25 protein-coding genes and 1 tRNA gene are annotated in these 26296 nt (G+C 65.2%); 12 read left to right on the top strand and 14 right to left on the bottom strand.

Features of this window, described 5'->3' with window-relative positions:
- Window positions 1–38 precede the first annotated feature (38 nt).
- The 8 genes from BMX17_RS11955 to BMX17_RS26100 form a co-directional block, all read right to left on the bottom strand.
- Window positions 39–692 (bottom strand): helix-turn-helix domain-containing protein, encoded by a 654-nt coding sequence (locus tag BMX17_RS11955; RefSeq protein WP_092660316.1) that lies wholly within the window; start codon window positions 690–692, stop codon window positions 39–41.
- A 95-nt stretch (window positions 693–787) separates the two neighbouring features.
- On the bottom strand, window positions 788–1180 hold the full coding sequence (locus BMX17_RS11950) for a secondary thiamine-phosphate synthase enzyme YjbQ (protein ID WP_092660314.1): 393 nt from the start codon (window positions 1178–1180) through the stop codon (window positions 788–790).
- 38 nt (window positions 1181–1218) lie between these two features.
- Window positions 1219–1755, bottom strand: a complete 537-nt coding sequence (locus tag BMX17_RS11945) for a DUF7344 domain-containing protein (RefSeq protein WP_092660312.1) — start codon at window positions 1753–1755, stop codon at window positions 1219–1221.
- Between the two features lie 254 nt (window positions 1756–2009).
- On the bottom strand, window positions 2010–4010 hold the full coding sequence (locus BMX17_RS11940; protein WP_092660310.1) for a SpoVR family protein: 2001 nt from the start codon (window positions 4008–4010) through the stop codon (window positions 2010–2012).
- On the bottom strand, window positions 4007–5323 hold the full coding sequence (locus tag BMX17_RS11935; protein WP_092660307.1) for a YeaH/YhbH family protein: 1317 nt from the start codon (window positions 5321–5323) through the stop codon (window positions 4007–4009). The genes BMX17_RS11940 and BMX17_RS11935 overlap by 4 nt, the downstream gene beginning before the upstream one ends.
- Complete coding sequence (locus tag BMX17_RS11930; protein WP_092660305.1) at window positions 5314–7599, bottom strand: PrkA family serine protein kinase; 2286 nt, start codon at window positions 7597–7599, stop codon at window positions 5314–5316. Before BMX17_RS11930 ends, BMX17_RS11935 begins: the two co-directional genes overlap by 10 nt.
- Window positions 7599–9671 (bottom strand): PrkA family serine protein kinase, encoded by a 2073-nt coding sequence (locus BMX17_RS11925; RefSeq protein WP_092660303.1) that lies wholly within the window; start codon window positions 9669–9671, stop codon window positions 7599–7601. The genes BMX17_RS11930 and BMX17_RS11925 overlap by 1 nt, the downstream gene beginning before the upstream one ends.
- A gap of 56 nt (window positions 9672–9727) precedes the next feature.
- Window positions 9728–9892: a hypothetical protein gene (locus BMX17_RS26100; RefSeq protein WP_170845402.1), complete on the bottom strand. Its 165-nt coding sequence runs from the start codon at window positions 9890–9892 to the stop codon at window positions 9728–9730.
- Window positions 9893–10237: 345 nt separating this feature from the next.
- Here BMX17_RS26100 and BMX17_RS11920 point away from each other — a divergent pair, with 345 nt between their 5' ends.
- The 7 genes from BMX17_RS11920 to BMX17_RS11890 all read left to right on the top strand — a co-directional run bounded on the left by BMX17_RS11920 (window position 10238) and on the right by BMX17_RS11890 (window position 18060).
- Window positions 10238–10615, top strand: coding sequence for a DUF5820 family protein (locus BMX17_RS11920; protein WP_092660301.1), 378 nt, complete (start codon window positions 10238–10240; stop codon window positions 10613–10615).
- 176 nt (window positions 10616–10791) lie between these two features.
- The gene (locus BMX17_RS11915; RefSeq protein WP_092660299.1) at window positions 10792–13650 is read left to right on the top strand and encodes a bacterio-opsin activator domain-containing protein; all 2859 of its coding nucleotides are present in this window, start codon (window positions 10792–10794) and stop codon (window positions 13648–13650) included.
- Window positions 13651–13780: 130 nt separating this feature from the next.
- Window positions 13781–13924 carry a rubrerythrin-like domain-containing protein gene (locus BMX17_RS25160; protein WP_139203503.1) on the top strand — a complete coding sequence of 48 codons (144 nt, stop codon included), beginning with the start codon at window positions 13781–13783 and terminating at the stop codon, window positions 13922–13924.
- Window positions 13925–13926: 2 nt separating this feature from the next.
- On the top strand, window positions 13927–15231 hold the full coding sequence (gdhB, locus tag BMX17_RS11910; RefSeq protein WP_092660297.1) for a glutamate dehydrogenase GdhB: 1305 nt from the start codon (window positions 13927–13929) through the stop codon (window positions 15229–15231).
- Between the two features lie 439 nt (window positions 15232–15670).
- Window positions 15671–16906, top strand: a complete 1236-nt coding sequence (locus BMX17_RS11900) for a Glu/Leu/Phe/Val family dehydrogenase (protein WP_092660293.1) — start codon at window positions 15671–15673, stop codon at window positions 16904–16906.
- A gap of 96 nt (window positions 16907–17002) precedes the next feature.
- Window positions 17003–17458, top strand: a complete 456-nt coding sequence (locus BMX17_RS11895; RefSeq protein ID WP_092660291.1) for a UPF0179 family protein — start codon at window positions 17003–17005, stop codon at window positions 17456–17458.
- A 29-nt stretch (window positions 17459–17487) separates the two neighbouring features.
- A complete protein-coding gene (locus BMX17_RS11890; RefSeq protein ID WP_092660289.1) occupies window positions 17488–18060 on the top strand; it encodes a cupin domain-containing protein in 573 nt (190 codons plus the stop codon).
- Here BMX17_RS11890 and BMX17_RS11885 read toward each other — a convergent pair.
- The 3 genes from BMX17_RS11885 to BMX17_RS26095 form a co-directional block, all read right to left on the bottom strand.
- Window positions 18057–18848, bottom strand: coding sequence for a M14 family metallopeptidase (locus BMX17_RS11885; protein WP_092660287.1), 792 nt, complete (start codon window positions 18846–18848; stop codon window positions 18057–18059). The genes BMX17_RS11890 and BMX17_RS11885 overlap by 4 nt on opposite strands.
- Before the next feature lie 67 nt (window positions 18849–18915).
- Window positions 18916–19404, bottom strand: coding sequence for a DUF309 domain-containing protein (locus BMX17_RS11880; protein WP_092660284.1), 489 nt, complete (start codon window positions 19402–19404; stop codon window positions 18916–18918).
- A gap of 140 nt (window positions 19405–19544) precedes the next feature.
- Window positions 19545–19718, bottom strand: coding sequence for a hypothetical protein (locus BMX17_RS26095; protein WP_170845401.1), 174 nt, complete (start codon window positions 19716–19718; stop codon window positions 19545–19547).
- Window positions 19719–19931: 213 nt separating this feature from the next.
- On the opposite strand from BMX17_RS26095, the gene BMX17_RS11870 reads away from it, so the two are divergent.
- The 5 genes from BMX17_RS11870 to BMX17_RS11850 all read left to right on the top strand — a co-directional run bounded on the left by BMX17_RS11870 (window position 19932) and on the right by BMX17_RS11850 (window position 23422).
- Window positions 19932–20015 (top strand) — tRNA-Leu (locus tag BMX17_RS11870).
- Window positions 20016–20212: 197 nt separating this feature from the next.
- Window positions 20213–20512, top strand: a complete 300-nt coding sequence (locus tag BMX17_RS11865; protein WP_139203502.1) for a hypothetical protein — start codon at window positions 20213–20215, stop codon at window positions 20510–20512.
- Window positions 20512–21372, top strand: a complete 861-nt coding sequence (locus BMX17_RS11860; RefSeq protein ID WP_092660278.1) for a hypothetical protein — start codon at window positions 20512–20514, stop codon at window positions 21370–21372. Before BMX17_RS11865 ends, BMX17_RS11860 begins: the two co-directional genes overlap by 1 nt.
- 26 nt (window positions 21373–21398) lie before the next feature.
- Window positions 21399–22190: an inositol monophosphatase family protein gene (locus tag BMX17_RS11855; protein WP_092660276.1), complete on the top strand. Its 792-nt coding sequence runs from the start codon at window positions 21399–21401 to the stop codon at window positions 22188–22190.
- 89 nt (window positions 22191–22279) lie between these two features.
- Window positions 22280–23422 (top strand): DUF63 family protein, encoded by a 1143-nt coding sequence (locus BMX17_RS11850; protein ID WP_394327907.1) that lies wholly within the window; start codon window positions 22280–22282, stop codon window positions 23420–23422.
- On the opposite strand, the gene BMX17_RS25155 is transcribed toward BMX17_RS11850, so the two are convergent.
- From BMX17_RS25155 to tbsP, 3 genes are read right to left on the bottom strand one after another with little or no spacing between them, the layout of a single operon-like run.
- Window positions 23419–23619 (bottom strand): hypothetical protein, encoded by a 201-nt coding sequence (locus tag BMX17_RS25155; protein ID WP_139203500.1) that lies wholly within the window; start codon window positions 23617–23619, stop codon window positions 23419–23421. The genes BMX17_RS11850 and BMX17_RS25155 overlap by 4 nt on opposite strands.
- A gap of 38 nt (window positions 23620–23657) precedes the next feature.
- Window positions 23658–25376 (bottom strand): YcaO-like family protein, encoded by a 1719-nt coding sequence (locus tag BMX17_RS11845; RefSeq protein WP_092660272.1) that lies wholly within the window; start codon window positions 25374–25376, stop codon window positions 23658–23660.
- Window positions 25377–25416: 40 nt separating this feature from the next.
- Window positions 25417–26235: a transcriptional regulator TbsP gene (gene tbsP, locus BMX17_RS11840; RefSeq protein ID WP_092660270.1), complete on the bottom strand. Its 819-nt coding sequence runs from the start codon at window positions 26233–26235 to the stop codon at window positions 25417–25419.
- Window positions 26236–26296 lie beyond the last annotated feature (61 nt).

The following is a 26296-nucleotide window of genomic DNA, read 5'->3' as shown; positions in this document are numbered from 1 at the left end:
CACGTCAACGGGACTCTCCGATCGATCGAGTCACGCTTTTACCGCATCAACGCCGACAGCACGCGCGATTCGGCTTTTCTGAGGTGTTCGTCGACGGTCGAGGGCGCACAGCCCAGTGCGTTGGCGATGTCTTCGTGAGTGGCTTCGCGCGGAATCTCGTAGTAGCCTTCGGAGATGGCGGTCTCGAACACCTCGTGCTGGCGTTCGGTGAGGATCGAGAGGATGTCTTCCCGGTCGGGGGAGTACTGGCCGGCCTGTTCGACGGCGAAGCGGACGCCGTCGGGGGTCTCCTCCAGGGCCTTCCGGAGCATCTCGTGGGTCCCGACGATGGTCGTCCGGAGGCCGCCCTGATCGGTGTACTTCAGCGGCGTGTCGATGATGAGCGCGTACTTCTGTGCCAGTGCCATCAGGCCGCCCGCGGGCTGGCCCGGCGGCACGTGGAGGTAGAGGTGGAACACGTCGTCCTGTACGTCCAGTACGTCCCAGGCGAGGACGGCGTTGGACTCGTCGATGACGTCCGTCAGGGACTCGGGGTCTCCGTAGATCCGGTAGAGGAGGACGCCCGTCCCGTCGCCGAGCGAGTTGACGTGCATGAGTGCGTCCCGCGTCACGTCCGGCTGGTCGGCGATCAGCTTGTCTGCGGGATGGATAGCCCCGTCTTCCGGCGAGATTGTGAAGTCGAAATACCTCATGTGAGAGTCTCGTTAGCGAACGAATGTCATCGTCCCTTTCGTACACGGCACATTATGTGTTTCGGCACACACCTCGCGCGCAGCGGTCCCTTCGGTCACTCGCAGGTCACCGTCACCGTCCGCGTTCGCGGCCCGTCACACTCGACCAGCAGGATCGACTGCCAGGTTCCGAGGTCGGGTTCGCCGTCAACCACTGGCACCGTCACGCCCCGCCCCAGCAACATCGACCGCAGATGGGCGTCGGCGTTGCCATCCAACTGATCGTGGTTCCAGCCCGTCTCGGGAACGATCTCGGCGAGTACGGTCTCGATGTCGTCCAGCAGGCGCGGTTCGGCCTCGTTGACGCTGATCCCCGCCGTCGTGTGTTTGACGAAGACGGTACAGGTCCCGCTGGCGTCGGCCGGAAGCCGGCCCGCCACCCGGTCGGTGATGTCCACGGTCGTCACTCGTTCGTCGGTCGAGACCTCGAACGTGCTGTGGGTACCCATGCGCGGACGGACGGCCGACGCCTGCTTGAAACCCCGTGTCAGGCGCGGAGTCCCTCGAAGAGTCCACGGTCCTGTGAGCGGACGTGGAACGCGGCCGAGCCGGTCAGGATCAGGAGGTAGGCGGCCGCGACTGCGGGAGTCCCGATAGCGCCCAGCAGTGGGGTGCCGATGCTCGCGGCCAGCACGGTCCCGAACCCGAGGATGCCCAGTACGAGGTAGTACTCCGCCCAGGTGATTCCGTAGCGAGGGACCACCTCCATGTACGTCGTGATCTCGGCCGCCCGGTCGCGCAGGCGCACCTCCTTTTCGTCGGTGTCGTAGTCGACGATCCCGAGGTCGTCGAGTTTGGGGAGATGAGTCTGGTGGAGCGAGACGTAGACGCTCCGGCGTTTGTCACGCGGAGCCGGCGACTCGCCGGTCTCGCGTGTGGCGACCTGCTCCGAGAGGTCGCGCACGCTCAGCTGTCCGTCCTGCTCACGGAGACACTTGATCGCCAGCCGCCGCCGGTCGTTCCGAAGGATGTCGTGAATCTCGCCCGCGTCGAGGTCGGCCCGTTCTTTCGTCTGTGCGCCCATCGATCACCTCCTGGCTCCGTCCGCGCCCGCCCGGACGCGGTGTCCGCCGTCTCTAACCGATAACATTCTCGATTCGAAAACCGTTCTCCTCGCTGTTAATGGCTCCTAACAACTCATTACGCTACACGAGGGGCAGATTAATATGTTGGAACCAACACCCGTCCCGTCCCCGATTACATCTCTGATAACTAGGCATAACGCCCCTCGATTCGGAGTTCGATTCCCGAGAACGGGCCGAGAGCGGCCGCGCCCGGCTAGGCCAGCCACTCGTCGGGTTTGGTGTCGTAGTCCACGTCGGTCGCCGCGAGATGTTCGACCGCGTCCCAGTCCAGGTCGCGGGTCGTGATTTCCTCGCCGTCGTACCGGACGAGCTTGCCCTGCTCTTCGGGTTCGGGCTCGCGGTCACGGCGCTTGGCGACTTCGATGTCGTGTTCGTCCAGTTCCTTCACGATGGTCTTGAGGTTGACCGGCCGACCCCACAGCTCGAACACCCGTTCGAGGGTGTCCTGGGCCTGCCCGAGGTCGAGCATGACGCCGTTGTACTTGTGGGCCAGCAGGAGTTCGTTGCGGTTGTTGTAGTTGCCGTCCTCGACGACGATGGTCGGTTTCCCGAAGTTGGTGAACCGCAACATCAGCTTCTTTTTCACGTCCTCGTAGTCCGTCGAGGTGACCCGGTAGTCACCCGTGGACTGGGTGTACTCGTAGGTGAAGTAGTCGTTCTCGTCGACGAACTCCTGGGTGAGGAACTCGTCCAGAAAGGTCACGTCGTTGTGACTCTCCCGGATCTCGAACATCCGGTCCCAGCCGCGGGTGTAGTCGACGCCTGCGAGCGCTTCCGCGACGCTGTCGTACCGGGAGTCGTCGAACATATACCGGGAGATACGTTCGAGGGCCTCCTGTCCGATCCGGGAGACGAACCCGCGGTTCTGCGGTTCGACCAGCGAGTAGTGGCGTTCGGCCAGCCCCTCGTAGGTCAGGACTTTCCAGGGGTACTTCTCCACGTCGATCTCCCCCTCGCGAGCGCGTTCGAGTGCCTCGGCGTCGATCCGTGGGTCCTCGGGGTCGAGGTCGTCGAGGTGGCTGGGAACGTCGATGAGTTCCGGATCGGGCGCGATCAGGTCCTGGACCTGCTCGAAGTCCACGCGGTCGTGGAGGTTGCGCCAGGTGATGTCCTCGACCCGGAGCAGGCGTTCGACGATTTCCCGGCGGTTCTCCGTGTTCTCGACGTACTGCCAGAGTTCCAGCCCGAGCTTGTACGGGTTGAAGCCGGGTGACCCGAGGACCTGCGCCATGTGGTCTGCGTACTTGACGAACTCGTCGCTGGCGGCGAATGCCTCCTTGGCCATCATCGCCGACTCCCAGTAGGAGGCCCACCCCTCGTTCATGACCTTCGTCATCTTCTGGGGGGCGAAGTAGTAGGCCTCCCGGCGCAGGATCTCGAGGATCTCGCGTTGCCAGTCGGTCATCGTGACGGCCTTCTCGGCGTCGCGGTCGTAGGCCATCCCGTGCTGGCGGAGGAAGCCGATCACGTCCTTCTCGGGTTCGTCCGGGAACGTGACCTCGCCGTCCTCGTCGCGCTGGGCCTCCAGCCAGTCTTCGTCGAACACCTGCCCGACGACCTCCTCCGAGAGGTCGAGTTCGTCGAGTTTCTCCTCCAGGTTCTCGATGTCCTCTTCGCGGTCCAGCACCTCGTCACGGCCGTCGGTCTCGACCGGCGCGAACGGGCGATGCTGGTCGATGTTGTCCTCCAGACAGAGGACGTGGTCGATCCACTTCTCGACCGCGGCCCGTTCGATGTCCGGGTCCTGCATATACTCCTGGATCGTCTCGGAGTGGCGGGCCAGCATGGCCGCGGCGTCTGGGTCGTCCGCGAACATCCCGAACCAATCGTTGTTGGCGAAGAAGTCCGCGTGGGCCTCGACGTGAGTGATGACGGCCTTCTGATCGGCCATGGAGTTCGACTCCTGTAAGAAGGCGTGGGAGGGGTCGTCGTTGTTGACGATCTCGAAGGCCTTCCCACCGAGGAACTGGCTCTGTTTCTGTTGCTGGTCGTACTGCATCCCCCAGCGCCAGTGGGGGTACCGCTCCTGGAACCCGCCGTAGGCGATCAACTCGTTCATCTCGTCGTAGTCGACGATCCAGTAGTTGACCGGGTACGGGGTGAGTCCCAGTTTCTCCGCGAGGTTCGAGGCCTCGTCGACCGGTTCTTCGAGGTCCTCGGCGATGCGTTTGGCTTCGTAGCGATCGGAGTTCATGCTTTCACCTCCTCGGTGCTCAGGATCTCGTAGATGGCGTCGACCACGTCCTCCGGGCTGGAGACGTAGGCTACGGCGACGTTGTCGCTGCCCTCGAAGTGGCGCTCCACTTCCTCGGCGTGGGTCGCATTGATGGCGTTGCCCGAGGGCTGGGTCTCCACGTAGGCGTGGAGATTCGCCGGAATCTCTTCCATCTGCGGGATCACGCGCTCCTCGGTGTCGTTGCTGGAGTTCTCGGAGTCGCCGGCCGCGAACACGTAGCGGTTCCACTCGTGCCAGGGGTACTCCTCTTCGAGAACTGCGGCGGCCAGTTCGTAGGCGCTGGAGATGCGTGTCCCGCCGCCGCTCCGGATGCCGAAGAACTCGTCGCGGTCGACCTCCCAGGCCTCGGCGTCGTGGGCGATGTAGACGAACTCCGCGTTGTCGTACTTGCCCGTGAGATACCAGTCCAGCGGCGTGAACGTCCGCTCGACCAGTTCTCGTTTTTTCTCCCGCATCGACCCGGACACGTCACGGATGTTGACCACGACGACGTTCTTCTCTTTCTCCTCGATGATCTCGGGGTAGCGGTAGCGCTCGTCCTCCCGGCGGTAGGGGATCTGGTCGACCCCTTCCCGACGGATGCGCTCGGCGGTGGACTGCCGGTCGACGTTCTCGTCCATCTCGTCCATCGACGCCCACTCGGTCTTCTCCTCGTTCGTCAACTCGGCGTACTCGTCTTCCAGCCAGGCCTTCGAGACGGGGATGTTCTCCCCGCGGGCCCACTCGAAGACCGACGCCGGACCCATGCCGTCGACCTTGAGCACCTCCCGCAGGTAGTCCCGGTCGAAGTCCATCGCCAGCTTGCGCTTGAGCCCCTTCTTGAACAGCGACTCGAAGTCAAGCGTCGAGGTGGGCCCGGTCCGGGTGATGTCCGTGAAGTCGCCCTCCTTCTCCTCGATCACCTGCTTGCCTTTGGGTTCGAGGTCCAGGCCGAGTTCCTCGTCGAGTTCCTGGGCGAACTCCTCGGGGTCCATCTCGTAGTACTCGTGGTCGCCGCCCTCCTCGCCGGGTTCGCCGTCCTCGTCGCCGTCGCCGGGCTGGGGCTCGGGCTGGCCGACGGGCTGGCCTTCCTCGGCGTCCTCGCCCTGGCCGACCCCGCCCATGTCGCGCTGGTCGTAGGCGAACTCGGGGAGGTCGACGATCTTGATCGGGATCTTCACTTCGTCGGGTCTGGACTGGCCCAGATCACCGTACTGGATGAACTCCGCGAGGTCCTGTCGGCGCTGTTCGCCGACTTCACGGTACCGGTCGAGGTCGTCTTTCAGTCCCATTTGTAACTCACCTGGCTCATGACGTGGCGGCTGGTCAGCTCGGCGGAGGCCTCGGTGTAGTCGAACATCTCGGTCATGTTCTCCAGCGTGGCCGCCTTGACGGTCGCCGTCTCGGTGCCGCTGGGCGGATTGTCCCACTGCCGGGGGTCGAAGTCCTCGTAGGTCCGCCGCACGTCCTCCCAGTCGTGGGTGCCTAACACGGACTTGATGACGGGGATCTCCTTGGGATTCACGTCGGAGATCTGGAACGCCTCGTCACGGTTGTGCCAGGCGTGGCGGTTGAGGGCGGTGATGATTTTGTTCGTCCGGAACTCCTCGACGGCGTCGTCGGGGTCGTCGCCGCCGTCGTAGTTGTCCTCGGAGAACCGCCCCAGGTGTTCGATCTCGAAGACCTTCATCTTCAGCGGATCGGGGTCTTCGAGCTCGCCGCGGTCGTTCTCGATCTGTTCGTCGGCCTCCCAGGCGTAGACGTGCTCGATGTACTCCTCGACGGTCTCCTCGTCGACCCGCTTGTCCCGCATGATCGCCCGGAGTACGTCGTCTTCCTGCTGGCTGAACACGTGATTTTTCACCGCGACCACCTGGTTCTCGAACTCGACGCGTTCGCTTCCCGAGAAGACGGGCGCGTCGATCAGGTTCTCTGCCATCGCGTTGAGGACGTCACGGGGCATGACGACGTGTTCGACGGGCAGGTCGGCGTGGTAGCGGTCCTGTTCCTCGTGGAGCAGGTCCGCGATCACGTCCCGCGTGTAGGTGACGGGGATGCCGCCCTCCCCGTCCCTGGCGCTGCCGTCCCACTCGAAGTCGTCCATCTCGATGCGCTCGTCGCCCTCCTGCAGGTAGCCACGGTCGAAGAGCAACGCCTTGTCCACGAGGTCGAGCCCGCTGGGCACGTCCTCGTCGTCGAGTCGGGTGACGACGGCGTACAGCCCGGCGGCCTCGATAGCGTGGGGTGCCAGTTCCTTCTCGTTGACTTCGGCGTCCGAGTCCCGAACGTGGATCGACAGGGGTTCCCGGATCCAGGATTCGAGTTCGTCCCAGGACTGGGCGGTCCAGACCGCCGTCTCGTTGGTCAGCTCCCGCCGCAGGAGCTGGGCCTCCAGCGAGAGGTTGGTCAGGTAGGTAAACTCGTGTTTGTCGAGGCGGCGCTTCAGCGCCTTCAGCGGGTCCTGCCCCTCGCGGTCGGCGTGCTGGTTGAGCCTGGCTTCGAGGTCCGGGTTCGAGATGATGATCATCTGAGTGTCGATGTCCATCCCGATGCCCTTGTCCAGTTTCACCTTCCCCTCGTCCGGGACGTTCAGGAGCTTCTGGAGCAGATCGGCGTGCTGAGCGGCGTCCTCGACGATGGTCAGGAGCCCATTGCCCTGCGAAAGGACGCCGTCGTAGGAGAACGCCTGGGGGTTCTTCCGGCCCCGCGAGTCGAGTTCCCGGAGCATCCCGGCCATCCAGGAGCCGACGAGGCGTTCCTTCGGACTGCCGTCGTCCTCGCTGTGGAGGACGCCGATACCCCGGCCCACGTCGACGACGAAGTTCTTGATCCGCAGGTGTGTGGGGTCTGTGACCGCCGAGAACAGGTCCTCGGTGTCCTGCCGGCGGTACTGCTCCTCGAGGAACTCGTAGGCCTCCCGGCAGAACGGGTCGAGGTCGCCCTCGACCCGGATCTGGACGTGGTCGTCGAGACGGTCGTTGATCTCGGCGATCAGGTCGGCCCGGACCTCCTGCGGGAACACAGTCAGCGGGTGAGACTGGACGGGGCTCTCGTACCAGTCGTCCTCGTCACTGACGGGCTGGTCGCCGTAGGTCATGCCCGAGGCCCCCTCGCCGGCGCCGGCCACGTTCCACTCGACGGTGTAGCGCCGGCCGTCGTCGGTCTTGGAGAACTCGCGGAGCCCGTTGATGAGACACCGCTTGAGCTCGGACTTGCCGGTGGCCGTGGGGCCGTCGAGCCAGATGATCTTCTCGTCTTTGCCACGCGACGCCGCGATGGAGCGCAGGTCGTCGACGAAGGAGTTGAGCGTATCCGTGTTGCCCAGGATGGCGTGTTCGCCGTCGTTGTGCGGGTCGTCGAAGAACCGATAGCGCTCTTTCTCCTCGCCCTCCTCGATGACGGTGCGGGTGCCGGCGGCCTCGATGGCCGACAGCAGGTACTTCGAGGCGTGGGAGGCCACCTGGGGGTTCTCTAGCACGAGGTCGACGTACTCGGAGAGGCTCATCGGCTCCTGGTAGGTCTCCTCGAGGGCGGTGTCCGCGGCGTCGATGTAGTCGTGTCCGGCCATTACTCTTCCATCTCTGCTTTGGCGACCTCGGCGCCGGCGAACTCCAGCACCTCCTTGGCCCCTTCCCGGGTGTAGCCCTGTTCGATCAGCGCGTCGACCCAGGCGTTGCGTTCGTCGTCGTCCATCTCGTTGCTGGAGACCAGCGCCGAGAAGTTGATGTTGTGTTTCTTGTCCTCCCAGAGCTTGCGTTCCAGCGCCCGACGCAGGCGGTCGTTGTCCTGTGGGTTGAACGTGTCACCCTCGCGGGCGCGCCGGGAGACCCAGTTCGACACTTCCTGGCGGAAGTCGTCCTTGCGGTCCTCGGGGACGTTGAGTTTCTCCTCGACGGACCTGAGGAACGTCTCGTCGGGTTCCTGCTCGCGACCCGTAATCTCGTCTTCGACGGTGTCGTCGTCGATGTAGGCCATGACGTGGTCCATGTACTTCTCGCCCTGGCGCTGGATCTCGTCGATGTCGTAGGCCAGCGCGTGACGCACGTCCTCGATGGCCCGGTCCTTGTACTCCTCGCGGACGAGTTCGAGGTAGCGGTAGTAGGTGTCGAATCGGTCTTCCGGGATCGAGCCGTGGTTTTCGAGGTTCTCCTCGAAGTGGTTGAACGTCGTCAGCGGCGAGAGGAAGTCACGGCTCCGGTGCATCGAGTCCATGATGGCCTCGGCGATCTCGTCGCCGATGAACCGGGGCGAGACGCCCTCCATGCCCTCGCCGATCTCGGCCATCTCGGCGGCCTCCTCGCGGAGCTTCTTCACGTCGACGTCCTCGGCTTCGTCGACCTCGCCGTTGTAGGCTTTGGCCTTCTGGACGATGTCCACGGTGCCGGAGTCGGGTTCCTCGATCCGGGTGAGCACGCCGAACAGGCCCGCCATCTCTAAGGTGTGTGGCTCGACCTGGATGTCCGGGAGGTCGGCGTTGCGGAGCATCTTCTCGTAGATGCGTGCCTCCTCCTCGTACTGGAGGACGTACGGGAAGTCGATCCGTTTGGTCCGGTCGTTGAACGCCTCCATCTTCTCGTCGCCTTTCTTGTCCTTGTACTCGGGCATGTTCGTCCGCCCGACGATCACCTGGTCGATGTCGATCCGCGGATTGTTCTTGGGCTTGATCGTCTGTTCCTGCGTGGCGTGCAGGAAGTCATAGAGGAACTCACGCTGGAGTTTCAGCAGTTCTTCGCCCGAGAAGATACCCCGGTTGGCGTTACAGAACGCGCCGGAGTAGTCGAACGCGCGGGGGTCTGACTCCCCGTAGACGGCGATCTTCGAGTAGTTGACGTCGCCCGTGAGTTCTGTCTCGTCCTGATTTTTCTTGTCTTTGGGCTCGAAGGTCTCGATGGCGCGGCGCTGGTTCTCGTCGGCGACGATCCGGACGATCTCGACGTGGTTGTCCAGCACCGCCTCGAGGTCGTCGTCGTAGTAGGCCAGCAGGCGATCCATGTAGAACTCGCTGGCCGGGTCCAGCGCCTGCTCGTTGCGGATGGTGTAGGGGGCGTCGAACTCTTCGTTGAGGTCGTCGATCACCTGCTCGCGCTGTTCCTGTGGGAGCAAGACGATGGGGTCCTGATTCATCGGGGACCGCACGGTGTCGTCGGCGGGGTCCTGATCGTTGATGATGTCACAGAGGTTACTCCACCGGAACGTGTACATCCGCCCCTCGTCGGTGCGGGTGTAGTGTTCGTAGTAGCGGCGGATCTGCCGGTCGAAGTCGGACTTCCCGGAGCCGACCGGGCCCAGCAGGAGTTTGATCCGCTTTTCCGGGCCGAGGCCGCGAGCGCCGGACTTGACCTTGTTGACGAACTCGTGGATGGCCTCGTGGATGACCCGCCCGTAGAACGTATTCTCGCCGTCGTTCATGGGGTCCTCGGCCGCGAGGGCGTACTCGACGACGCCGGCGTCTTCGTCGTAGTCGGTCCCGTAGTAGTCGAACATATCGGCAACGCGCTGGTGGGCGTTGCGGGCGATCCGCGGGTCGTCGTACAGCTGGTCCAGATACCAGTCGAACGTTCGAGTCTCTCTGAGGTCCGCTGGAATCGAATCCTGGTACTCCCGACTCAGCTCTGCGAGGGTTTCCGTTGTATCGGTCATGCTATCACGGACAGGTTGTACGCGGGGCCGCCGCGACGGAAGCGGCGGCCTTGCTGTCACGGGCGCGAGCCCGCAGGTCTCGATGGCGTCCACCACACCAGCCCACACTCCGCCGCCGACTGATCGGCCCATCCGGGCGACAGCGCGCGCTCGAGCGACGCGAGCAACCGCGCGCCCGCCCGGCGGCGGGCTCGATCCGTTTGCGTGCCATGTGTATCCATACCACTCCCACAGCCCAGAACGCCCGAAGTCGGTGATACCCGAAAAAATACCGGGGTGCCTGAGCGGCGAGAGCGGGGGCGGTGGTGGGGGTCGTGTATGGGTGGGCTTACCACCGATACTATTTATTTAATGAGGATCCCACGGTTATAAGCGTTCTCCCGACGGCGGTTTTCTGGCCCGTTTGTTCCGGCCGCGTCAGCGGCCGAAACTCGGATACGGGACCCGGGGTGGTTGCTCAGTTCACCACAGGTGCAAAGAGCCGTTTATATAGGGGGTGGACAGATGGGCACGACCACGGCCACCGAGACCGCGTCACTGAAGGCCGGTCGGGTGGAACGGGCCGTATGGACTTCGCGGATCCGCCGGCCGGATGGGAGGTCTGGTCGTCCGGCGAGACACGCTCCGTGCTGGCCTACCGCCCTGATATCTTCGACAGTCGTGAGTATCCCGCGCCCTGTCTGCCGACGATCTACCTCACCAAGGGGCAACGTGGCCGCCGTCCCGGTCGACACCAGCCCGTCCCCGACGATCCCTGGCACGTGACGCTGTATCTGGAGCCGGAGATCGAGGTCGTTTCGGCGCGGTACGACCACCGCGAGTCCGCACTCGCGGGCGTTCGCGACCTCGCCGCACGCTTCGCCGACGGCGAGTTCGACCCCCGCGAGTACTATCAGGTGCCCCGCGAGGACTACCTGAACGAACTCGCGTCGCTGATCGGGTGATCGGCGTCGGCGGATCGACGCCGTTCGGGGTTCACTACCGAACTGCTTTAGCGGCGAGGGGTTCTATCTTGAACAACTATGCGTTCGGAGACCCTCACGAGGGCAGTCCGGTCGCTTCGGTGTCGACCCGGCGTCGGATCGCGGTCGCTGTCGGGTGAGCGGGGTGAAAACCGCCGATGACTGGCCCTGCATCCTCGCTCGACGGGGCACGTGTCCTCGTGACCGGGGCGGCCGAGTGGCTCGACGAACTCGGGGCGACGCTCGAATCGACGACCGGGGCGTCCGTCCACGCTGTCGAGACCGCTGCCGCGGGACTCGACGCCGTTCGGAACGGGGCCGTCGACTGCGTGGTCACGCCGGACGGCCTCCCGGCGACGACCGGTGTCGAGTATCTGCGCTCGATCCGCACGGAGACGGCGGACGTGCCCGTCGTGCTCGGTGCGGCCGACGGTGACGAGACCGTCGCCAGCGAAGCCATCGCGGCCGGTGTTGCCGACTACGTCGTGATCGACGAGCCGATCGACCGGGCGATCGAGCGGGTCCGGACCAGCGTCGAGGACGCGGTTCGGACCGCACGGGCGGAATCGACCCGACGCGAGCGCGCACGCCAGTTCGATGCGGTGTTTCACGATACACAAACGGCGACGTGGGTGCTCGACGACGAGGGTAACCTCGAACGCGCCAACCGCGCGGCCGGCGAGTTGGTCGACGAGGACGTACCCACGGGTGTCCCGTTCTGGGAACTCCCGTGGTGGTCACGGACGGCGGCGACACGGAGTGACGTTCGCCAACTGGTCCAGCGGGCACTGTCGGGAACGTTCGGCAACGCCACCGTCTACGATCCCTCGGCTGGCACTCCCGAACGGGTGGTCGAACTCTCCGTCCGCCCCGTCGAGACCGAACACGGTGACCGCTCCTCGATCGTCGTCGAGGGCGTCGACGTCACGGACCGAGTCACCCTCGAACGTGACCTGCGCCAGTCCGAACGCCTGCACCGCGTCACGCTCAACAACATGACCGATACCGTCCTCATCACGGACGAGGACGGCGAGTACACCTACGTCTGTCCCAACGTCCACTTCATCTTCGGCTACACCGCCGACGAGATCCGCGAGCAGGGGACCATCGACGAACTGCTCGGCGACGACCTGTTCGACCGCGAGGACCTCGCCGCGAACGGCATCCTGAAAAACATCGAGTGTACGGCGACCGACAAGGCCGGCCGCGAACACACCCTGCTGGTCAACGTCCGGGAGGTCGACATTCAGGGAGGGACGCTTCTCTACAGCTGTCGGGACATCACGAAACGCAAACAGCGCGAGGAGGCGCTGGCGACGCTACAGGAACTCGCCCGGGAATTCCTCTACGCCGGCACGCACGACGAGATTGCTCGCCACATCGTCGACGACGCGGCGAACGTCCTGGATCTGGACGCCAGCGCCGTCTACCTGTTCGACGGTGACACGAACGAACTCCGGCCCGCCGCTCACTCACAGGCGATGCGGGACCACCACGGGCCGCTCCCACGGGTCCACGCCGACGACGAGACGCTCCCTGGCCAGGCGTTCATCTCGGGAAGCGCACGGTTCTTCGAGGACGTTCACCGGGCGGATCGCCTCGACAATCGCGCAACCGACCTCAGAACGGCGGGGTACATTCCCCTGGGCGATCACGGCGTCTTCGTCGCCGGGTCCGACCGGATGGATGCGTTCGACGACGTGACCCGCGAACTCGCCGATCTGCTCGCCGCGACCGCCGAGGCGGCGCTCGACCGGGTGTCCCGCGAGTCACAGCTCCGCAGCCAGGAACGGCGACTCCAGCAGCAAAACGAGCAACTCACCTCGCTGAACCGCATCAACGAGACGATCCGGGCGATCGACCGGGCGGTCGTCCAGGCCCAGACCCGCGAGGAGATCGACCACACCGTCTGTGAACTGCTGACCGGCGACGACCGGTTCAGCCTCGCCTGGATCGGTGCCGTCGATCCGACGACCGACACGCTGGAACCGCGCGCGTGGGCCGGCGACGAACAGGGATATCTGGACAGCCAGCGCTTCGACGTCGGCCCGTCGGGCACGGAACCGGCGGCCCAGACCGCCGCGACCGGTGACGTGACGATGGTGCCGAGCGTCGCGGCCGACCTCCGGGAGGATTCCTGGCGTGCGGCCGCACTCACTCGCGATTTCATGTCCGTGCTGAGTATCCCGCTGGAGTACAGCGATCTGACACACGGCGTCTTGACGGTGTATGCCGACACTCGTGACGCGTTCGACGAGACGGCACGGGCCGTGCTGGCCGAACTCGGGGAGACGATTGCGGCCGCGCTCAGCGCCATCGAGCGGAAGAACGCCCTGCTCACGACCTCGATGACACGCGTCGAGTTCGAGGTCGACGACCCGTCGTTCGTCCTCTCGCGACTCGCCCGGACCGCCGACTGTACGCTCTCCTATCAGGGTGGCGTCCAGCAGACCACGGACGGCAGTTACGTGTTCGTCACCGTGGAAGACGGGGCCGTCGAGGCCGTGGAAGACGCCGCGGCGGATCTCGTCGGTGTCGACGGGGTCAGCCGGATCAGTGCCGACGGTGACGGCGGCGTCCTGCGGCTGGCGCTCACACAGCCGTTTCTCGCGCTCGAACTGGCCGATCACGGGGCCGTCTTCCGCTCGGCGACCGCCGGGCCGACGACCACCCGGCTCACGATCGACGTGCCGACGAGTATCGACGTCCGCACCATCACGCAACTGGTCGGCGACACGTTCGAGACGGTCGAACTGCGGAGCAAACAGACGCTCGATCAGGCCGCCGAACACGATATCTACGCGGAGTTTCTCTCCGCCCTCACCGACCGGCAACTCGAAGTCGTCCAGACGGCCTACTACAGCGGCTTCTTCGAGTCTCCGCGGGAGAGCACCGGCGAAGACGTCGCCGCGACCCTCGATATCTCACCCCCGGCGTTCTACCAGCACGTCCGGACCGTCCAGCGAAAACTGTTCACGGCGCTGTTCGAGGAGCGGAACGCGTCGGCCGCCACCTAGCCCACCCGGGTTCAATAATAAACACCACCTCGCCGATGGGCTTTGGTACTAAACGACTGGGTATTCCCTAATACACTTATTATTCGTAGGCGAGTGCCGAGGCTCGTCGGCAGGCACTCGTGACCCCACTATGAGAGACGTCATGCAAACGCCTGACGAGGAAACGCCGTACGAGTGCTTCGAGTGTGGAACGGTCATCGTCGCCGAGGACGATCCGGGTCCCTGTCCCGAGTGCGGGAGTGAGATGCGGAACCGCCAGACACCGCTGGAGTGATCATGGGATCGGACTCGACGATCGCTCGCGACGACCGGCTGGACGACGGGTCGGGATCGACCGAGCCCGAACCTGCCGTCGAGACCGCGCGGCGACAGCTCCAGCGTGCGGCCGCCCATTTGGACATCGATCCCAACGTGGTCGAGCGGCTCAAGTACCCCACGACGGTCCAGGAGGTGACGGTCCCGGTCGAGCGGGACGACGGGACGGTCGAGATGTTCACCGGCTATCGTGCCCAGCACGACAGCGTCCGCGGTCCGTACAAAGGGGGGCTCCGGTACCAGCCCGACGTGACCCGCGACGAGTGTGTCGGCCTCGCCATGTGGATGACCTGGAAGTGTGCGGTGATGGATCTCCCCTTCGGCGGTGCGAAAGGCGGCATCGCCGTCGATCCCAAAGCCCTCAGCGACGCCGAGCGCGAGCGGCTCACCCGCCGGTTCGCCGAGGAGATCCGGGACGTCATCGGGCCGAACAGGGACATTCCGGCACCGGACATGGGGACCGACCCCCAGACGATGGCGTGGCTCATGGACGCCTACTCGATGCAACAGGGCGAGACCGTCCCCGGCGTCGTCACCGGCAAACCGCCGGTCGTCGGCGGGAGTGAGGGTCGCGAGGCTGCACCGGGCCGCAGCGTGGCAATCGTCACCCGTGAGGTCGTCGACTACTACGGTCGGGATCTCACGGATACGACGGTCGCCATTCAGGGATACGGCAGTGTGGGCGCGAACGCGGCCCGCCAACTCGACGACTGGGGTGTGACCGTCGTCGCAGTCAGTGACGTCGAGGGCGCGATCTACGATCCTGCCGGTCTCGATCCTGCATCGATCCCGTCTCACGACGAGGAACCGGGAGCCGTCACGCGACAGGACGTGCCCGAGTCCCTGACCAACGCCGAACTGCTCGAACTCGACGTCGACGTCCTCGTCCCGGCCGCGGTCGGGAACGTCCTCACGGCGGACAACGCACACGCTGTGGACGCAGACATCGTCGTCGAGGGCGCGAACGGGCCGATCACGGCTGCCGCCGACGAAATCCTCGAGGAACGCGGGATTCCCGTGATCCCCGACATCATCGCCAACGCAGGCGGTGTCACCGTCTCGTACTTCGAGTGGCTCCAGGACATCAACCGTCGCTCCTGGTCGCTCGAACGTGTCAACGACGAACTCGAAACCGAGATGCTGGCCGCCTGGCGCGACATCTGTGACGCCTACGAGGCCCGCGACGTGACCTGGCGGGATGCGACGTACATCGTCGCGCTCTCGCGGGTCGCCGAGGCCCACGGGGCGCGTGGCCTCTGGCCGTGAATTCTCGAATCGACAATGCACCTTCAGCAACTCTTCGAGGAAACGCGATCCGTCAGGTACGTGCGGGATCCGTCGTCGTCGCCGTGTTTCCGGTCTGTCTCCCGTATCTGGCACTTCCCCAGTGGCGACGCCCTCCTCGAACGCGACGGGCGGCGCGACTGTCTGCTCCCGAACGTCGACCGCGTGGACGTCCCCGCGAGCGGGAGCCGACAGGTAGCATCGGCCCTCGCCCTCGATACGGACACCACGGTGCGAGTGGTGAAATCTGACGACGAGCGATTATTGACTGAATTTGATAGGAAAATAAAAATCATGAGATAAAAATCAAGAGCGACCGACCGCTGTACGCCTGTTTAGTAGTCACAACTAAACCCAAATTTCGTATCATCTCGCGTATAAAATAGACAATTTTTGGTGTCTCGACTGTCCTGGTCGAGATATGACAGAGGTAAACCCGTACAGTAGTTTACGGACACAGATCGACGAGGCGGCCGAGTATCTAGACGTGACAGCGGGCCAACTCGAACGGCTGAAAACCCCCGAGCGGATTCTGGAGACGAATCTCGCCGTCGAGATGGACGACGGGTCGACGGAGGTGTTCCGGGCCTACCGGTCGCAGTTCAACGGTGATCGGGGTCCCTACAAGGGCGGGATCCGCTATCATCCGGCGGTCGACCGCGACGAGGTCAAGGCGCTCTCGGGGTGGATGGTGTACAAGACCGCGGTCAGTGACGTGCCGCTCGGTGGTGGGAAAGGCGGGATCGTCGTCGACCCGCGGGACTACTCGGCGGCGGAACTCGAACGGATCACCCGGGCGTTCGCCACGGAGTTGACGCCGCTTATCGGCGTGGACCGCGACATCCCCGCCCCGGACGTGAACACCGGCCAGCGGGAGATGAACTGGATCAAAGACACCTACGAGAGGATCGAGAACACGACCGAGCCGGGCGTCATCACCGGGAAGGACCTCTCGAGCGGCGGGAGCGAGGGCCGCGTCGAGGCGACGGGCCGGTCGACGGTCGTCGCGGCACGGGAAGCCTTCGACTATCTGGACAAGGACGTGGAACACGCGACGGTCGCGGTCCAGGGGTACGGCAACGCCGGCTGGATCGCGGCGAGGCTCATCTACGAGATGGGCGCGAACGTCGTCGCCGTCTCGGACTCCAGCGGAGCTATCTACGGTGAGGACACGCTCGACCCGGTCGATGTCAAGGAGTACAAACGCGAGACGGGTAGCGTCGTCGGCTATCCGGATGCCGATCAGGAACTGACCAACGAGGAACTGCTGACGCTCGACGTGGACCTCCTGATTCCGGCCGCACTCGAGAACGCGATCGACGAGTCCATCGCACAGAACATCGCCGCGGACGTGATCTCGGAGGCTGCGAACGGCCCGATCACGCCGGAAGCAGACGACGTCCTCAGGGAGACCGACACGCTGGTCATCCCGGACATCCTGGCGAACGCGGGCGGGGTCGTCGTGTCCTACTTCGAGTGGGTGCAGAACCGCCAGCGGTTCTACTGGTCCAAAGACCGCGTCAACGAGGAACTCGACGAGAAAATCGTCGAGCAGTTCTGGAACCTCGTCGACGCCTACGAGAACCGGGACCTCCCGTCGCTCCGGACGGCCGCGTACGTCGTCGCGCTGCAGCGGGTCATCGACGCCGGGGAATAGCGACGACCGTTCCCCCGACGCCGGTCGTCGCTCACTCGCCGGCGATGTGTGGGGCGTGACGGGAGACTTAACCACGGGCCGGGAATATGGATGGGTATGACGACGGTCACGCTCGTCGGGACCCGACTCGCCGAGGTCGGGACCGAGTTCGTCTATCACGGGGCGGCCGACGCCTGCGAGGGCTGTCCCTACCGGGACCAGTGTCTCAACCTCGCGTCCGGCCAGAAGTACCGCGTGACCGCGATCCGGGAGAACGCCTCGACACTCGACTGCGCCGTCCACGACACGGGTGTCACTGCCGTCGAGGTCGAACCCGCGCCCGTCCTCGCGAACGTCGACGCCCAGGGAGCCTACGCCGGGAGCAAGGCCGCACTGGAAGGCCCCTGTCCACACACCGGTTGTCCCTCCCACGAGTACTGCGAACCGGCCGGCGCGGAGTTCGACGTGGAGTACCAGATCAGCGAAGTGGTGGGCGAGCCGCCCCACGACTACTGTATGCTGGATCGGGACCTCACGCTGGTGGAGTTCGCACCGCCGGCCGAGGAAGAGTGAAGTGTTGTCGGTTAGATAGGACGGCCGGGATGGACGCGCTCGACGCACTGACCGACGACGACGTTCTCAGGAGCCCGCCCGCGGGAAAGTACGTCCGCGTTCTGGAGCGGCCCGACGACCGCGAGGTGGACCCACTCCGATTCGAGATGTGGCTCGACGCCACCGGGTCACACGGGCCGATGCCGCACGTCCACCCCGAGCAAGACGAGTTCCTGCAGGTGATCGACGGTCGGCTGGGGGTCTCCCACGAGGGGACGACGGAGACGCTTACCCCCGGTGAACGGGTCGTCGTTCCCGCGGGTGACGTGCATCACTTCTGGAACGCGGGCGACGAGCGGCTCCACCTCCAGGGCGGCGTCGATCCGGGGCTCCGGACGGAGTGGTTCATGCGGGTCACGTACGGGCTGGCCCGCGACGGCGCACCAGTCACCGGTTCGGGTATGCCCCTGAATGTTCTCCGCCTGGCAGTGTTGCTGGACGAGTTCGACGATATGCTGTTTCTGGCCGTGCTCCCGCTGTGGCTCCAGCTCGCCGGGATCAGAGCGGTGGCTCCCGTCGGTCGGCTCGTCGGATACGACAACGATTATCCCGAGTATCGCTAGGATTCGAGCGTGCCGACGTGGTCGGCGGCGTAGCCGAACACGTCCTCGTAGCCGTAGGGAGACATCAGAACGGGGTAGAAATCGCTCTCGGCGACGTACTCCTGCCCGTCGGCCGCGGCGTAGGGCTGGCCTGCTTGGACCTGCCGGAAGTTCGTCGCGAACACGTCGTAGGCCTCCGCGGCGTCCTTTGGCACCGGGTGGGTGAGCCGGTAGACCGGCAACTCGTCACGGCGCGGGGCCTCGTCGTCGGGGAATGCGCCCACGGCGGCCAGAAACTCGCGGGTCACCTGGACGGCGTTTTCGGCCGCGGCGTCCGAGCCCTGGAAGCCACACTCGACCTCGATCAGCCGCCGGGTCACCTCGAACAGCCGGCCCTCGGTGAAATCACAGGTCTCGACGACGGCGTCGACCGATAGTCGGGGGCAGATCCGGCGTTCGTACTCGTGGACTTCGTCGACGAGCGCGAACAACCCCTCGTAGGACTGCGTGGAGTGCAGCGAAAGAATCTGACAGTCCGCCACTTCCATCGAGAGCTCGTGGGCGAGCCGGGATTCGTGGGTGTCTCCGTCGGGATCACCAGGGAACGCGCGGTTGAGGTCTTCGTCGACGTAGCGGACGTCCCGCTCTCGGGCCTTCTCGTTGGCAATCACGAACTTGACGGGGCGCTGGAACTCCACGTCGGCGGACAGCAACGTCTCGACGGCGTGGACCCCACAGGGCTCGTCGCCGTGGATGCCTCCGATAACGGCGATCTCCGCGGGCCCGTCGCCGACGGTCTCGACTCGCATCGGTTCACAGCAACAGTCGACTCGTCTTAGTACCCACGAAACCGTGACGGGTCGTCCTCCGGACAGGTCAGTGCTCCAGGGAGTCGGCGTACGCGAAGTCGGCGTCTGTCGCCACGGGCCGGCGCTCGTCCAGTCGCACCTGCCACCCCTCGATGGCGGTGGGATCGGTCACGGCGTTGGTCATTACCGTCCGCACGTCGAGCAAGTCGACGCCGTAGTAGTCGTTGGGCACGTCCCGAAAGTACTGGAGGGCAGTGCGAAAGAGCGAGCGCATCCCGTCGTCATCCTCGAAGTCGACGTGTTTGTACGCGCCGGCGGCGACCTGGACCATGCCGTGGAGGAACTTGCTCTCGGTCGATCCACGGCCGTAGTTGTACCACTCGTCCTCGAAGCAGTCGTGGGATTCGTGGTACTCGCCGGCGTTGTACAGCCGGACGCCGTGGACCGTCGCCCGCCGGAGGGTTCCGTGTTCCCACCGGTCCTCGGCGGGTCGCCACCCGGTGGGTGAGCCTCGCACCGGCGGCCCCACCGAGTCGTCGCGCGTGTGCTCGTCCATCGGCTCTCTCTTTGCTCGGCGTGTCCGTCAATGCGTCGCCTCGCCTCCCGCTCGACGCGGATCGGCGGCGACGGTCTCGACGAACCGTTCACTCGCGGGGCCTCGTCCACGTGGCCGGCCAGCGGAGAACTGCGGACCAGTCACCGATTCGCTGTCGAGCGGCGGCCCTGCGATTCCGTGATCTCGGGGTAGCCACACGCCGGACAGTTGAGCCGCTCGCGCTCGAACGACAGCGAGCAACTCCCACAGCGGTAGGTCGGGTCCGGGCGAAACCGTTCGCGGATCGATTCGATGAGCTGGGGTGATCGGTCCATCGCTTCGACACTCGCCGTTTGTGAATCCACCACAATAAAACTTGCCCGAGCAGTCACTTTTCGACTGTAATTAAGTCCAAAAACCCGATAATCACAGCCAGAAGTAAAACTAACGTCTGGGTCGGTTGCTACAGCTGGAGATATGGAATTTCTGAAGTAGCTACTTGCTTCCGTGGAATCTTTATACCGGCGAGAGCCGAGTACAGGACGCGTGCGAGGGTAGCCAAGCCTGGAAACGGCGGCGGACTCAAGATCCGCTCCCGTAGGGGTCCAAGGGTTCAAATCCCTTCCCTCGCACTGTTGGCCACTACGGCCCCTCGCAAAACAGTGCAGGAAGATCCACTCGGAGCGATCTTCCCTCGCAAACCCTACTCTCGAACCGACGACGTGAGCGGCTGGGCTGTCGACCGTCGCGACATCGGCAGCTTATAAAAAGAATCGGCTCTAACCGGGGCATTTTTAAATAGGTTGAGGCGGATTACTGTAGATAGTTCATGAGACGTCGCACATTCATTGCGACGGCTGGCACGATGCTCACCGCTGGGTGTGGGGCAATGAGGGGCGGGCGTGGAAACGGTCGTGGGGCCTACGTCGACGGTGTGACCAACATCAACGAATCGGAGATCAGCTTCGACAACGTGGAGGGGGACCAGAACTTCTCCATGGGGGAGTTCGAGGACCGAGACATCGAGTTCGACGAAGACGCGTTCGAGGCGGACTTCGAGTCACGATTCGGTGAGGATGGGGGGCGACGCGGACGCCAATCGAGACGGATCCGCGCGCGACCGAGTTGATGGGCAAGGCGATGAAAGGCATTCAGAAGACCTACGAGGTCTACGTGGGCCATGCGGGGTCGAACGCAGGCCTGATGGACGTGAACGCGTCGACCGATTCGTTCAACGCGCCGCGAATCCGGACCCTGGCACAGGAGTCCCGGACACTGCTCGAGGAAGCCACGGAGTACGCGCCCGAAGACCAGAAGAACATCATCCTGTCGCTCGTGCAGGTGACGATATTCCTCGAAGATCTGGCACGGGTCCGCGAGACGGTGCTCGACGCCGAAGACGAGTTCCGGTACGCGGTCGAGCGACTCTACGCCGAGAGTACGACCCGCGCCCGATACACGGTCCCCAAAATCAAGGAGTACCACACGGAGGCGCGGTCACTGTACCGGCCGCTCAAACGGGAGATCGACGCCGAAGCCGTCGCCGTGTTCGAACCGGTCGGTACGGTCTACGACGAGAAGATCGACCAGATCCGCGACGAATTGCAAGCGCTGGGTGACTTCCGAAGCGGTGTCAAATCCGCCGCGAACGCGATCGAGAGGTTCCAGGACGGCGTTCCCGAGTTCTATGACCGGAACTACGAGAAGGCACTCTCACCGCTCAATTCGGCCGAGTTCAGGTTCGGCTCCGCCCGGGTCGACTTCTCGAACGTCGACGAATCGACCGGGATGCAGGAGAAAGCCGACGAGGTCGCCGAAGTCATGACGGCGCTGGAGGGGGGTGCGGCCGGGCTGCATCGGGCAGCCGAGGTGAAAGTCGACGACGATCCCCAGCCCGAGTTCTTCGAGGCGAAGCGACAGGCCGAGAGCGCGGTCAAGTCGAACGATATCGCCTCGGATATGCGTACGGCCAGTCAGATCATCTTTTAATTGTCCCCGGACCCCGAGGGTTCGGTATGGACGATCCGATACCCCTCGCGGCACGCGCGGCCCGCGCCGGCGGCACGGTCGCGGCCGAGCGGTTCCGAACCGACGTTCGCTTCGAGGCGAAAGCACACAAGAACGATCTGGTGAGCGACGCCGACGGCGAGGCTCAGGACCGTGTCGTCGCGCTTCTGGACGCGGAGAGTGACGCACCGGTGGTCGGTGAGGAGGCGGAGACACCGTCGACGGTTCCGGAGACGGGGTCTGCCTGGATCGTGGATCCCATCGACGGGACGGCTAACTATCTCCGGGGACTCCGTCTGTGGGCGACCAGCGTCGCGCGCGTCGAGGACGGCGAACCGGTCGCCGCGGCGACGGTCATGCCTGCGATGGACGACGAGTTTCTGGCCGGCGACGAGACGCGACTGAACGGGGAACCAGTCTCGGTCAGCGACCGGACCGATCCGGAGACCTTCGCGGTTGCGGTGCTGGGGTGGGGGCCACACGGCGAGCGCGAGGTCTACGCCACCCTCGCGGACGCGGTCGTGCGTGAGTGTGGTGATATGCGGCGGCTGGGGAGTATGCAGTCGGCGCTGGCGTTCGTCGCCAGCGGCGGGCTTGACGCCGCGATCACGACGCGGCGGCCCAACCCCTGGGACTCCGTCGGTGGCGCGCACATGGTTCGGAAAGCTGGCGGGACGGTCACGGATCTGTCCGGTGAGCGGTGGCGACACGACAGCCAGGGGCTGGTGGCCTCGAACGGGCAGGCCCACGAACGACTGGTCGAACTGGCCCGGGACGTGGCCGCGCGCGTGGACGGGTAGCTCGATCGCCCGGTCGTGTGGCCGGCCGCGGTCGTGTTCGCTGGTCGCACAGGATCGGAACCCTGAAACGCGCGGCTTGCGCGGTGTCGATCATGCAGGTGACCGAGCGGATCGACGCCGGGCGCGCCTGGACGCTGACCGCCCTGGCCGGTGTCGCGGCGCTGGTCCTCGGCTCGCTGGTGTTCTACGATACGGTCTACCGCGGGTTCGTCTGGCACTACTTCTGGGGACCGGTCTACGCCGACGCCCACAACGCGGTGGCGGCAGTTCATCGTGGTGGTTCCGTGGAGTTGTTGTACAGTCCAGCGGCACGACAATCGGCCGTGGCCGCCGGCCAGGTCGTCGCCGAACCCGGCTACACACTCGTCTCGGAGGTCGGCTACATGGTCGTCTTGCTGTTCGGTCTGATCGGGGTCCTCCAGTTGCTCCGCCGGCTGGACGTGGGGCGGGATCGGGACCTGTTTTTCGCACTGATTCCGTTCATGTTGTTCGGCGGTGCCTTGCGCGTCGTCGAGGACGCCAACGACGCCGTCCCGGAGGGGGTCAGCCAGGCCATCGCCTACCCCTGGAACACGCTGATCATCAGTCCGATCATCTACTTCACCGTCTTCTTCGTGACGCTCGGCTCCCTCCTGGTGACCGTCTGGCTCCGGCGCGAGGGGTACGTCGAGACCTACGCCAGACCGATGGCCGCGGTCGGGAGCGCGGCCTTCGTCCTGACGTTTGGCTACCTGGTCTCGCTGGCCTTCTCGGCCGACTACGTCGAGTTTTACCCGCAGGTCCTCCTCAGCGTCGTCGCGATCGCGACGCTGCTGGCCGCCGCCATCTACCTCGGCGTCGAGCGACTCAAACCCGAGATCAACGCCGGCACCGGCCTGATCGGGCTGGTCGTGCTGTGGGGGCACGCCATCGACGGCGTCGCCAACGTCGTCGCCGCCGACTGGCTCGGCGCGCTCGGCGTCGACGCCGTCTACAACCCGAAACACCCCGCCAACGCCTTCATCATCAGCACGGCGGAGACGATCCTCCCCACGTCGCTGTTGACCGCACTGGGATCGTCCTGGCCCTTCCTGCTCGTGAAACTGGTCGTCGCGCTGGCGGTCGTCTGGATCTTCGACCGGGAAATCTTCGAGGAGAGTCCTCGCTACGCGCTGTTGCTGTTGACAGCCATCGTCGCGGTCGGGCTGGGACCCGGAACGCGCGACATGATCCGCGCCACGTTCGGCATCTAGAGCGTCTGTAAGCCGGATTCCAGGCAGTACCGACCGACGCGGTTCTGACACGCTGTCACGGTCACCGTCGCACCCGCGCGGTCGACCTGTCGCCGGACCTGTGCCCGGCCACAGTCCGCACACGGGTGGTCGAATTCGGTCGTCACGGGAAGCAGGCCACGACCGGACGATGCTGGCCTGTCCGCGAGCGACCTCATGTGTTGGTTTCACACGCCCGAAATAAGACGATCCCTCCTCAGGGGTAGGGGTGGTGGTTCCGGTCGAGTCGGGCCTCGAAGCCCATGCTCTCGGGCACGGTCTGGGCACGCTCACCGAAGTAGGGGGAATCGAAAAAGAGCGGTTGAGCGCTCGGGACGACCGCTCGGACGGCCTCGAACCCGAGCGCGTCCACGTCACGAGGGGTGAGTCGGGAGCCGTACACGTCCAGATCCGCGTCCCGGAGGCGGGAGACGACAGCGTCGAGGTGGTCGCCACCGGCGGGAACCTCGTCGGGGCCGACCTGCTCGGCGGGGACGCTGCTGCCGACGGCGAGAAAGGTCTGGGCCTCGCCGGGGAAGTCCGCGAAGTGGCCGATAGCACCGCTCTCGTCGGCGGCGTCGTCCGGACCCATCCCGCGGAGTTCGAGCCAGTTCTGGAGGGCCTCGGCCAGTGCCGACCGCGCGGCCCGTGCGGGGTCGAGGTGGGCCGACAGCCCGACGGCGAAGCGGGGCCACTCCTCGCGGTGGACCGCGGCGGCCACGACGGGTACGTCCACGTCCTGGGTCAACAGGAGCGGCACTACGTCCAGGCCCTCGGACTTGGCGCGACGGCGAAGCGTCCCGAAGGTCTCGTCGTCGACCGAGAGGCCGAGGGGGTCGAACGTCGAGTACCACGACAGCATCGCGGCGTCGCGCTCGATGATCTCGTACAGCCCCGACAGGAGCGCCTCGGTGGTGCTGTTGCCCAGTCCCAATCCCGTAGTCACCGCCGGGCGGAACCGCTCGGTCGGTGGCGGGAAGTGGACGAACTCAGCGGGGAGCCACACGTCGCCGTCGGTGTCGAGGTTCCGGCCGGGGACCCACTCGACCTCGGTGTGTTCGTCGGCGGTCGTCCAGTCGTCCCCCTCGGCACAGACGAACGTCGACGGCGGGACCGCGTCGTCGATCTCGGCGGCTGTTCCCGTCTCGAACGCGGCGTTCCGGTAGATCCCAGCGCTGTAGCGCTCGTACCCCTCGCCCAGTGCCTTCATGAACGCTGCGTTCCAGTCGGCGGCGACGCCGGCCGCCTGTCGGGGTGCCGTCGCGTCGCTGAACTCGCTCGTGTCGGCGACGTTCGCGAGGTAGTAGGGGGCCGGGAACGACTCGGCTTCGCCGACCTCGGCGACGACGCCGACCCGGTCGTCGAGGCCCTGTTCGGCGCGGGTGAGGGCTTCGTCGAGGTCGCGCTCGACGGAATCGTCACCGAGGGTGCGGTCGCGATCGCCGGCACAGACGCAGTTGGGGACCGGCAGGAACTGTCGCTGGGCGTGGGGGACTTCGATCACGCCGCCGACGATCGAGGACCGTTTGCCGGCGACGAGTTTCGCGGCTTCCCGGCCGGCGATGGCTCCGGCGAAGCGCGCAGTCTCGGGATCGGGGGCGGCCTGGGGCTCCTGGTCCGGGTCGGCGTTCGAACGCACCCGGGACTGGAGACAGCGATAACAGGCGGTCCCAGGGCCGAAGCCGGACACGGCGGCCTCGACGACGGGGTAGCCCCCGACGCCGCCGATCTCGACCGCGAGCCACGGTGTGCCGGACTCGCGGGCGCGTTCGTCGACCGTCTCGAAGGTCACGTCGCCGGCCTGCCCGACCACGACCGCGAGGTCGGCACCCCCGACGACCGTCGGATCGAGGTCCGTGACCTGCGCGTCGACGTCTCCGAGTGCGGCGGCGACCGCGTCACGTGCCGGTCCCGAACCGACGAGAGCGACTGTCATTGCTGGTCGAACGCGACCGGGGCTCAAAAAAGCGCAGGCCTCAGCTCGACAGCAGGCTCTGGGCCACGTTGGCCAGCTGATCCGAGTCGGCGTCTTCGAGCCGATCGTCGCCCAGCATCAGACGCAGCCGCGGGCGGCCCACGTCGATCGGGACCTTCTCGGTGTCGATCAGGCCCATGTCTTCGAGTTTGGTTTTCGTCCGTGAGAACGTCGCCTTCGAGGCGAGGCCGATGTCCTCGCCCCACTTGCTGATGTCGTACAGCAACTCGCCGTTTTTCGCGGCAACGAGGAGGCTGATCGTCACCTCGTCGAGGCCGTCCCCGTTGCCGCGTGCGGTCTGAAGAGAGGCTAGCACCTCGTCGAAGTCCGTCGCCGTGGCCTCGCTGATGTCGGTCGACAGCGTCTCCCGGACCTCCGTCAGCGGCGGCGTCCGGAGGCCGAACTCGTCGGCGCTCTCCCAGATGGCGTCGTAGCGCTCGCGGGCGCTCTCGACGAACTCGTCGTCGTCGGTCGTCAGCCCGGCCACCGTCTCGCCGGCCCCGACGATGGCGACGACCTCCTCGTCGGTGACGAACAGGGCGTTCTCCGGTGGATTCTCGACCGTCCGGATCGACAGCACATCGCCGTCGACCAGATTCGCCGCCCGGCTCGCGACGATGAAGTCGTCCATCACGTCCTTCAGCGGTCGCTCGGCCGCCAGCAGGTTCACACTGGGTGGGGACTCCAGCGTACTCATTACCGATACCAGCTCTTCGATGGTCTCCCGTGATGGGTTCACGAGATACGATTCTGTGGGGGCAGCCGACAACTCGGTCCTCAGTAGGTCCGCGATGCCGTCCGCAAGCAAGTTTTGGCTCATCGTCCTATGAATGTATATATTGTATTACGGTATTTAATTTTATCGCTGATAACGAGTTGAA

The sequence above is a fragment of the Halorientalis persicus genome (assembly GCF_900110215.1).
Taxonomy (GTDB): domain Archaea; phylum Halobacteriota; class Halobacteria; order Halobacteriales; family Haloarculaceae; genus Halorientalis; species Halorientalis persica.
Note: the sequence above shows the minus strand (reverse complement) of the source record. Positions and strands in the feature narration are given on the sequence as shown.

Bases quoted from the DNA above. Each gene is read 5' to 3' on its own strand.
- BMX17_RS11955 (WP_092660316.1), bottom strand. From the start codon at position 692: ATGAGGTATTTCGACTTCACAATCTCGCCGGAAGACGGGGCTATCCAT.
- BMX17_RS11950 (WP_092660314.1), bottom strand. From the start codon at position 1,180: ATGGGTACCCACAGCACGTTCGAGGTCTCGACCGACGAACGAGTGACG.
- BMX17_RS11945 (WP_092660312.1), bottom strand. From the start codon at position 1,755: ATGGGCGCACAGACGAAAGAACGGGCCGACCTCGACGCGGGCGAGATT.
- BMX17_RS11940 (WP_092660310.1), bottom strand. From the start codon at position 4,010: ATGAACTCCGATCGCTACGAAGCCAAACGCATCGCCGAGGACCTCGAA.
- BMX17_RS11935 (WP_092660307.1), bottom strand. From the start codon at position 5,323: ATGGGACTGAAAGACGACCTCGACCGGTACCGTGAAGTCGGCGAACAG.
- BMX17_RS11930 (WP_092660305.1), bottom strand. From the start codon at position 7,599: ATGGCCGGACACGACTACATCGACGCCGCGGACACCGCCCTCGAGGAG.
- BMX17_RS11925 (WP_092660303.1), bottom strand. From the start codon at position 9,671: ATGACCGATACAACGGAAACCCTCGCAGAGCTGAGTCGGGAGTACCAG.
- BMX17_RS26100 (WP_170845402.1), bottom strand. From the start codon at position 9,892: ATGGATACACATGGCACGCAAACGGATCGAGCCCGCCGCCGGGCGGGC.
- BMX17_RS11920 (WP_092660301.1), top strand. From the start codon at position 10,238: ATGGACTTCGCGGATCCGCCGGCCGGATGGGAGGTCTGGTCGTCCGGC.
- BMX17_RS11915 (WP_092660299.1), top strand. From the start codon at position 10,792: ATGACTGGCCCTGCATCCTCGCTCGACGGGGCACGTGTCCTCGTGACC.
- BMX17_RS25160 (WP_139203503.1), top strand. From the start codon at position 13,781: ATGAGAGACGTCATGCAAACGCCTGACGAGGAAACGCCGTACGAGTGC.
- gdhB (WP_092660297.1), top strand. From the start codon at position 13,927: ATGGGATCGGACTCGACGATCGCTCGCGACGACCGGCTGGACGACGGG.
- BMX17_RS11900 (WP_092660293.1), top strand. From the start codon at position 15,671: ATGACAGAGGTAAACCCGTACAGTAGTTTACGGACACAGATCGACGAG.
- BMX17_RS11895 (WP_092660291.1), top strand. From the start codon at position 17,003: ATGACGACGGTCACGCTCGTCGGGACCCGACTCGCCGAGGTCGGGACC.
- BMX17_RS11890 (WP_092660289.1), top strand. From the start codon at position 17,488: ATGGACGCGCTCGACGCACTGACCGACGACGACGTTCTCAGGAGCCCG.
- BMX17_RS11885 (WP_092660287.1), bottom strand. From the start codon at position 18,848: ATGCGAGTCGAGACCGTCGGCGACGGGCCCGCGGAGATCGCCGTTATC.
- BMX17_RS11880 (WP_092660284.1), bottom strand. From the start codon at position 19,404: ATGGACGAGCACACGCGCGACGACTCGGTGGGGCCGCCGGTGCGAGGC.
- BMX17_RS26095 (WP_170845401.1), bottom strand. From the start codon at position 19,718: ATGGACCGATCACCCCAGCTCATCGAATCGATCCGCGAACGGTTTCGC.
- BMX17_RS11865 (WP_139203502.1), top strand. From the start codon at position 20,213: ATGAGACGTCGCACATTCATTGCGACGGCTGGCACGATGCTCACCGCT.
- BMX17_RS11860 (WP_092660278.1), top strand. From the start codon at position 20,512: ATGGGCAAGGCGATGAAAGGCATTCAGAAGACCTACGAGGTCTACGTG.
- BMX17_RS11855 (WP_092660276.1), top strand. From the start codon at position 21,399: ATGGACGATCCGATACCCCTCGCGGCACGCGCGGCCCGCGCCGGCGGC.
- BMX17_RS25155 (WP_139203500.1), bottom strand. From the start codon at position 23,619: ATGAGGTCGCTCGCGGACAGGCCAGCATCGTCCGGTCGTGGCCTGCTT.
- BMX17_RS11845 (WP_092660272.1), bottom strand. From the start codon at position 25,376: ATGACAGTCGCTCTCGTCGGTTCGGGACCGGCACGTGACGCGGTCGCC.
- tbsP (WP_092660270.1), bottom strand. From the start codon at position 26,235: ATGAGCCAAAACTTGCTTGCGGACGGCATCGCGGACCTACTGAGGACC.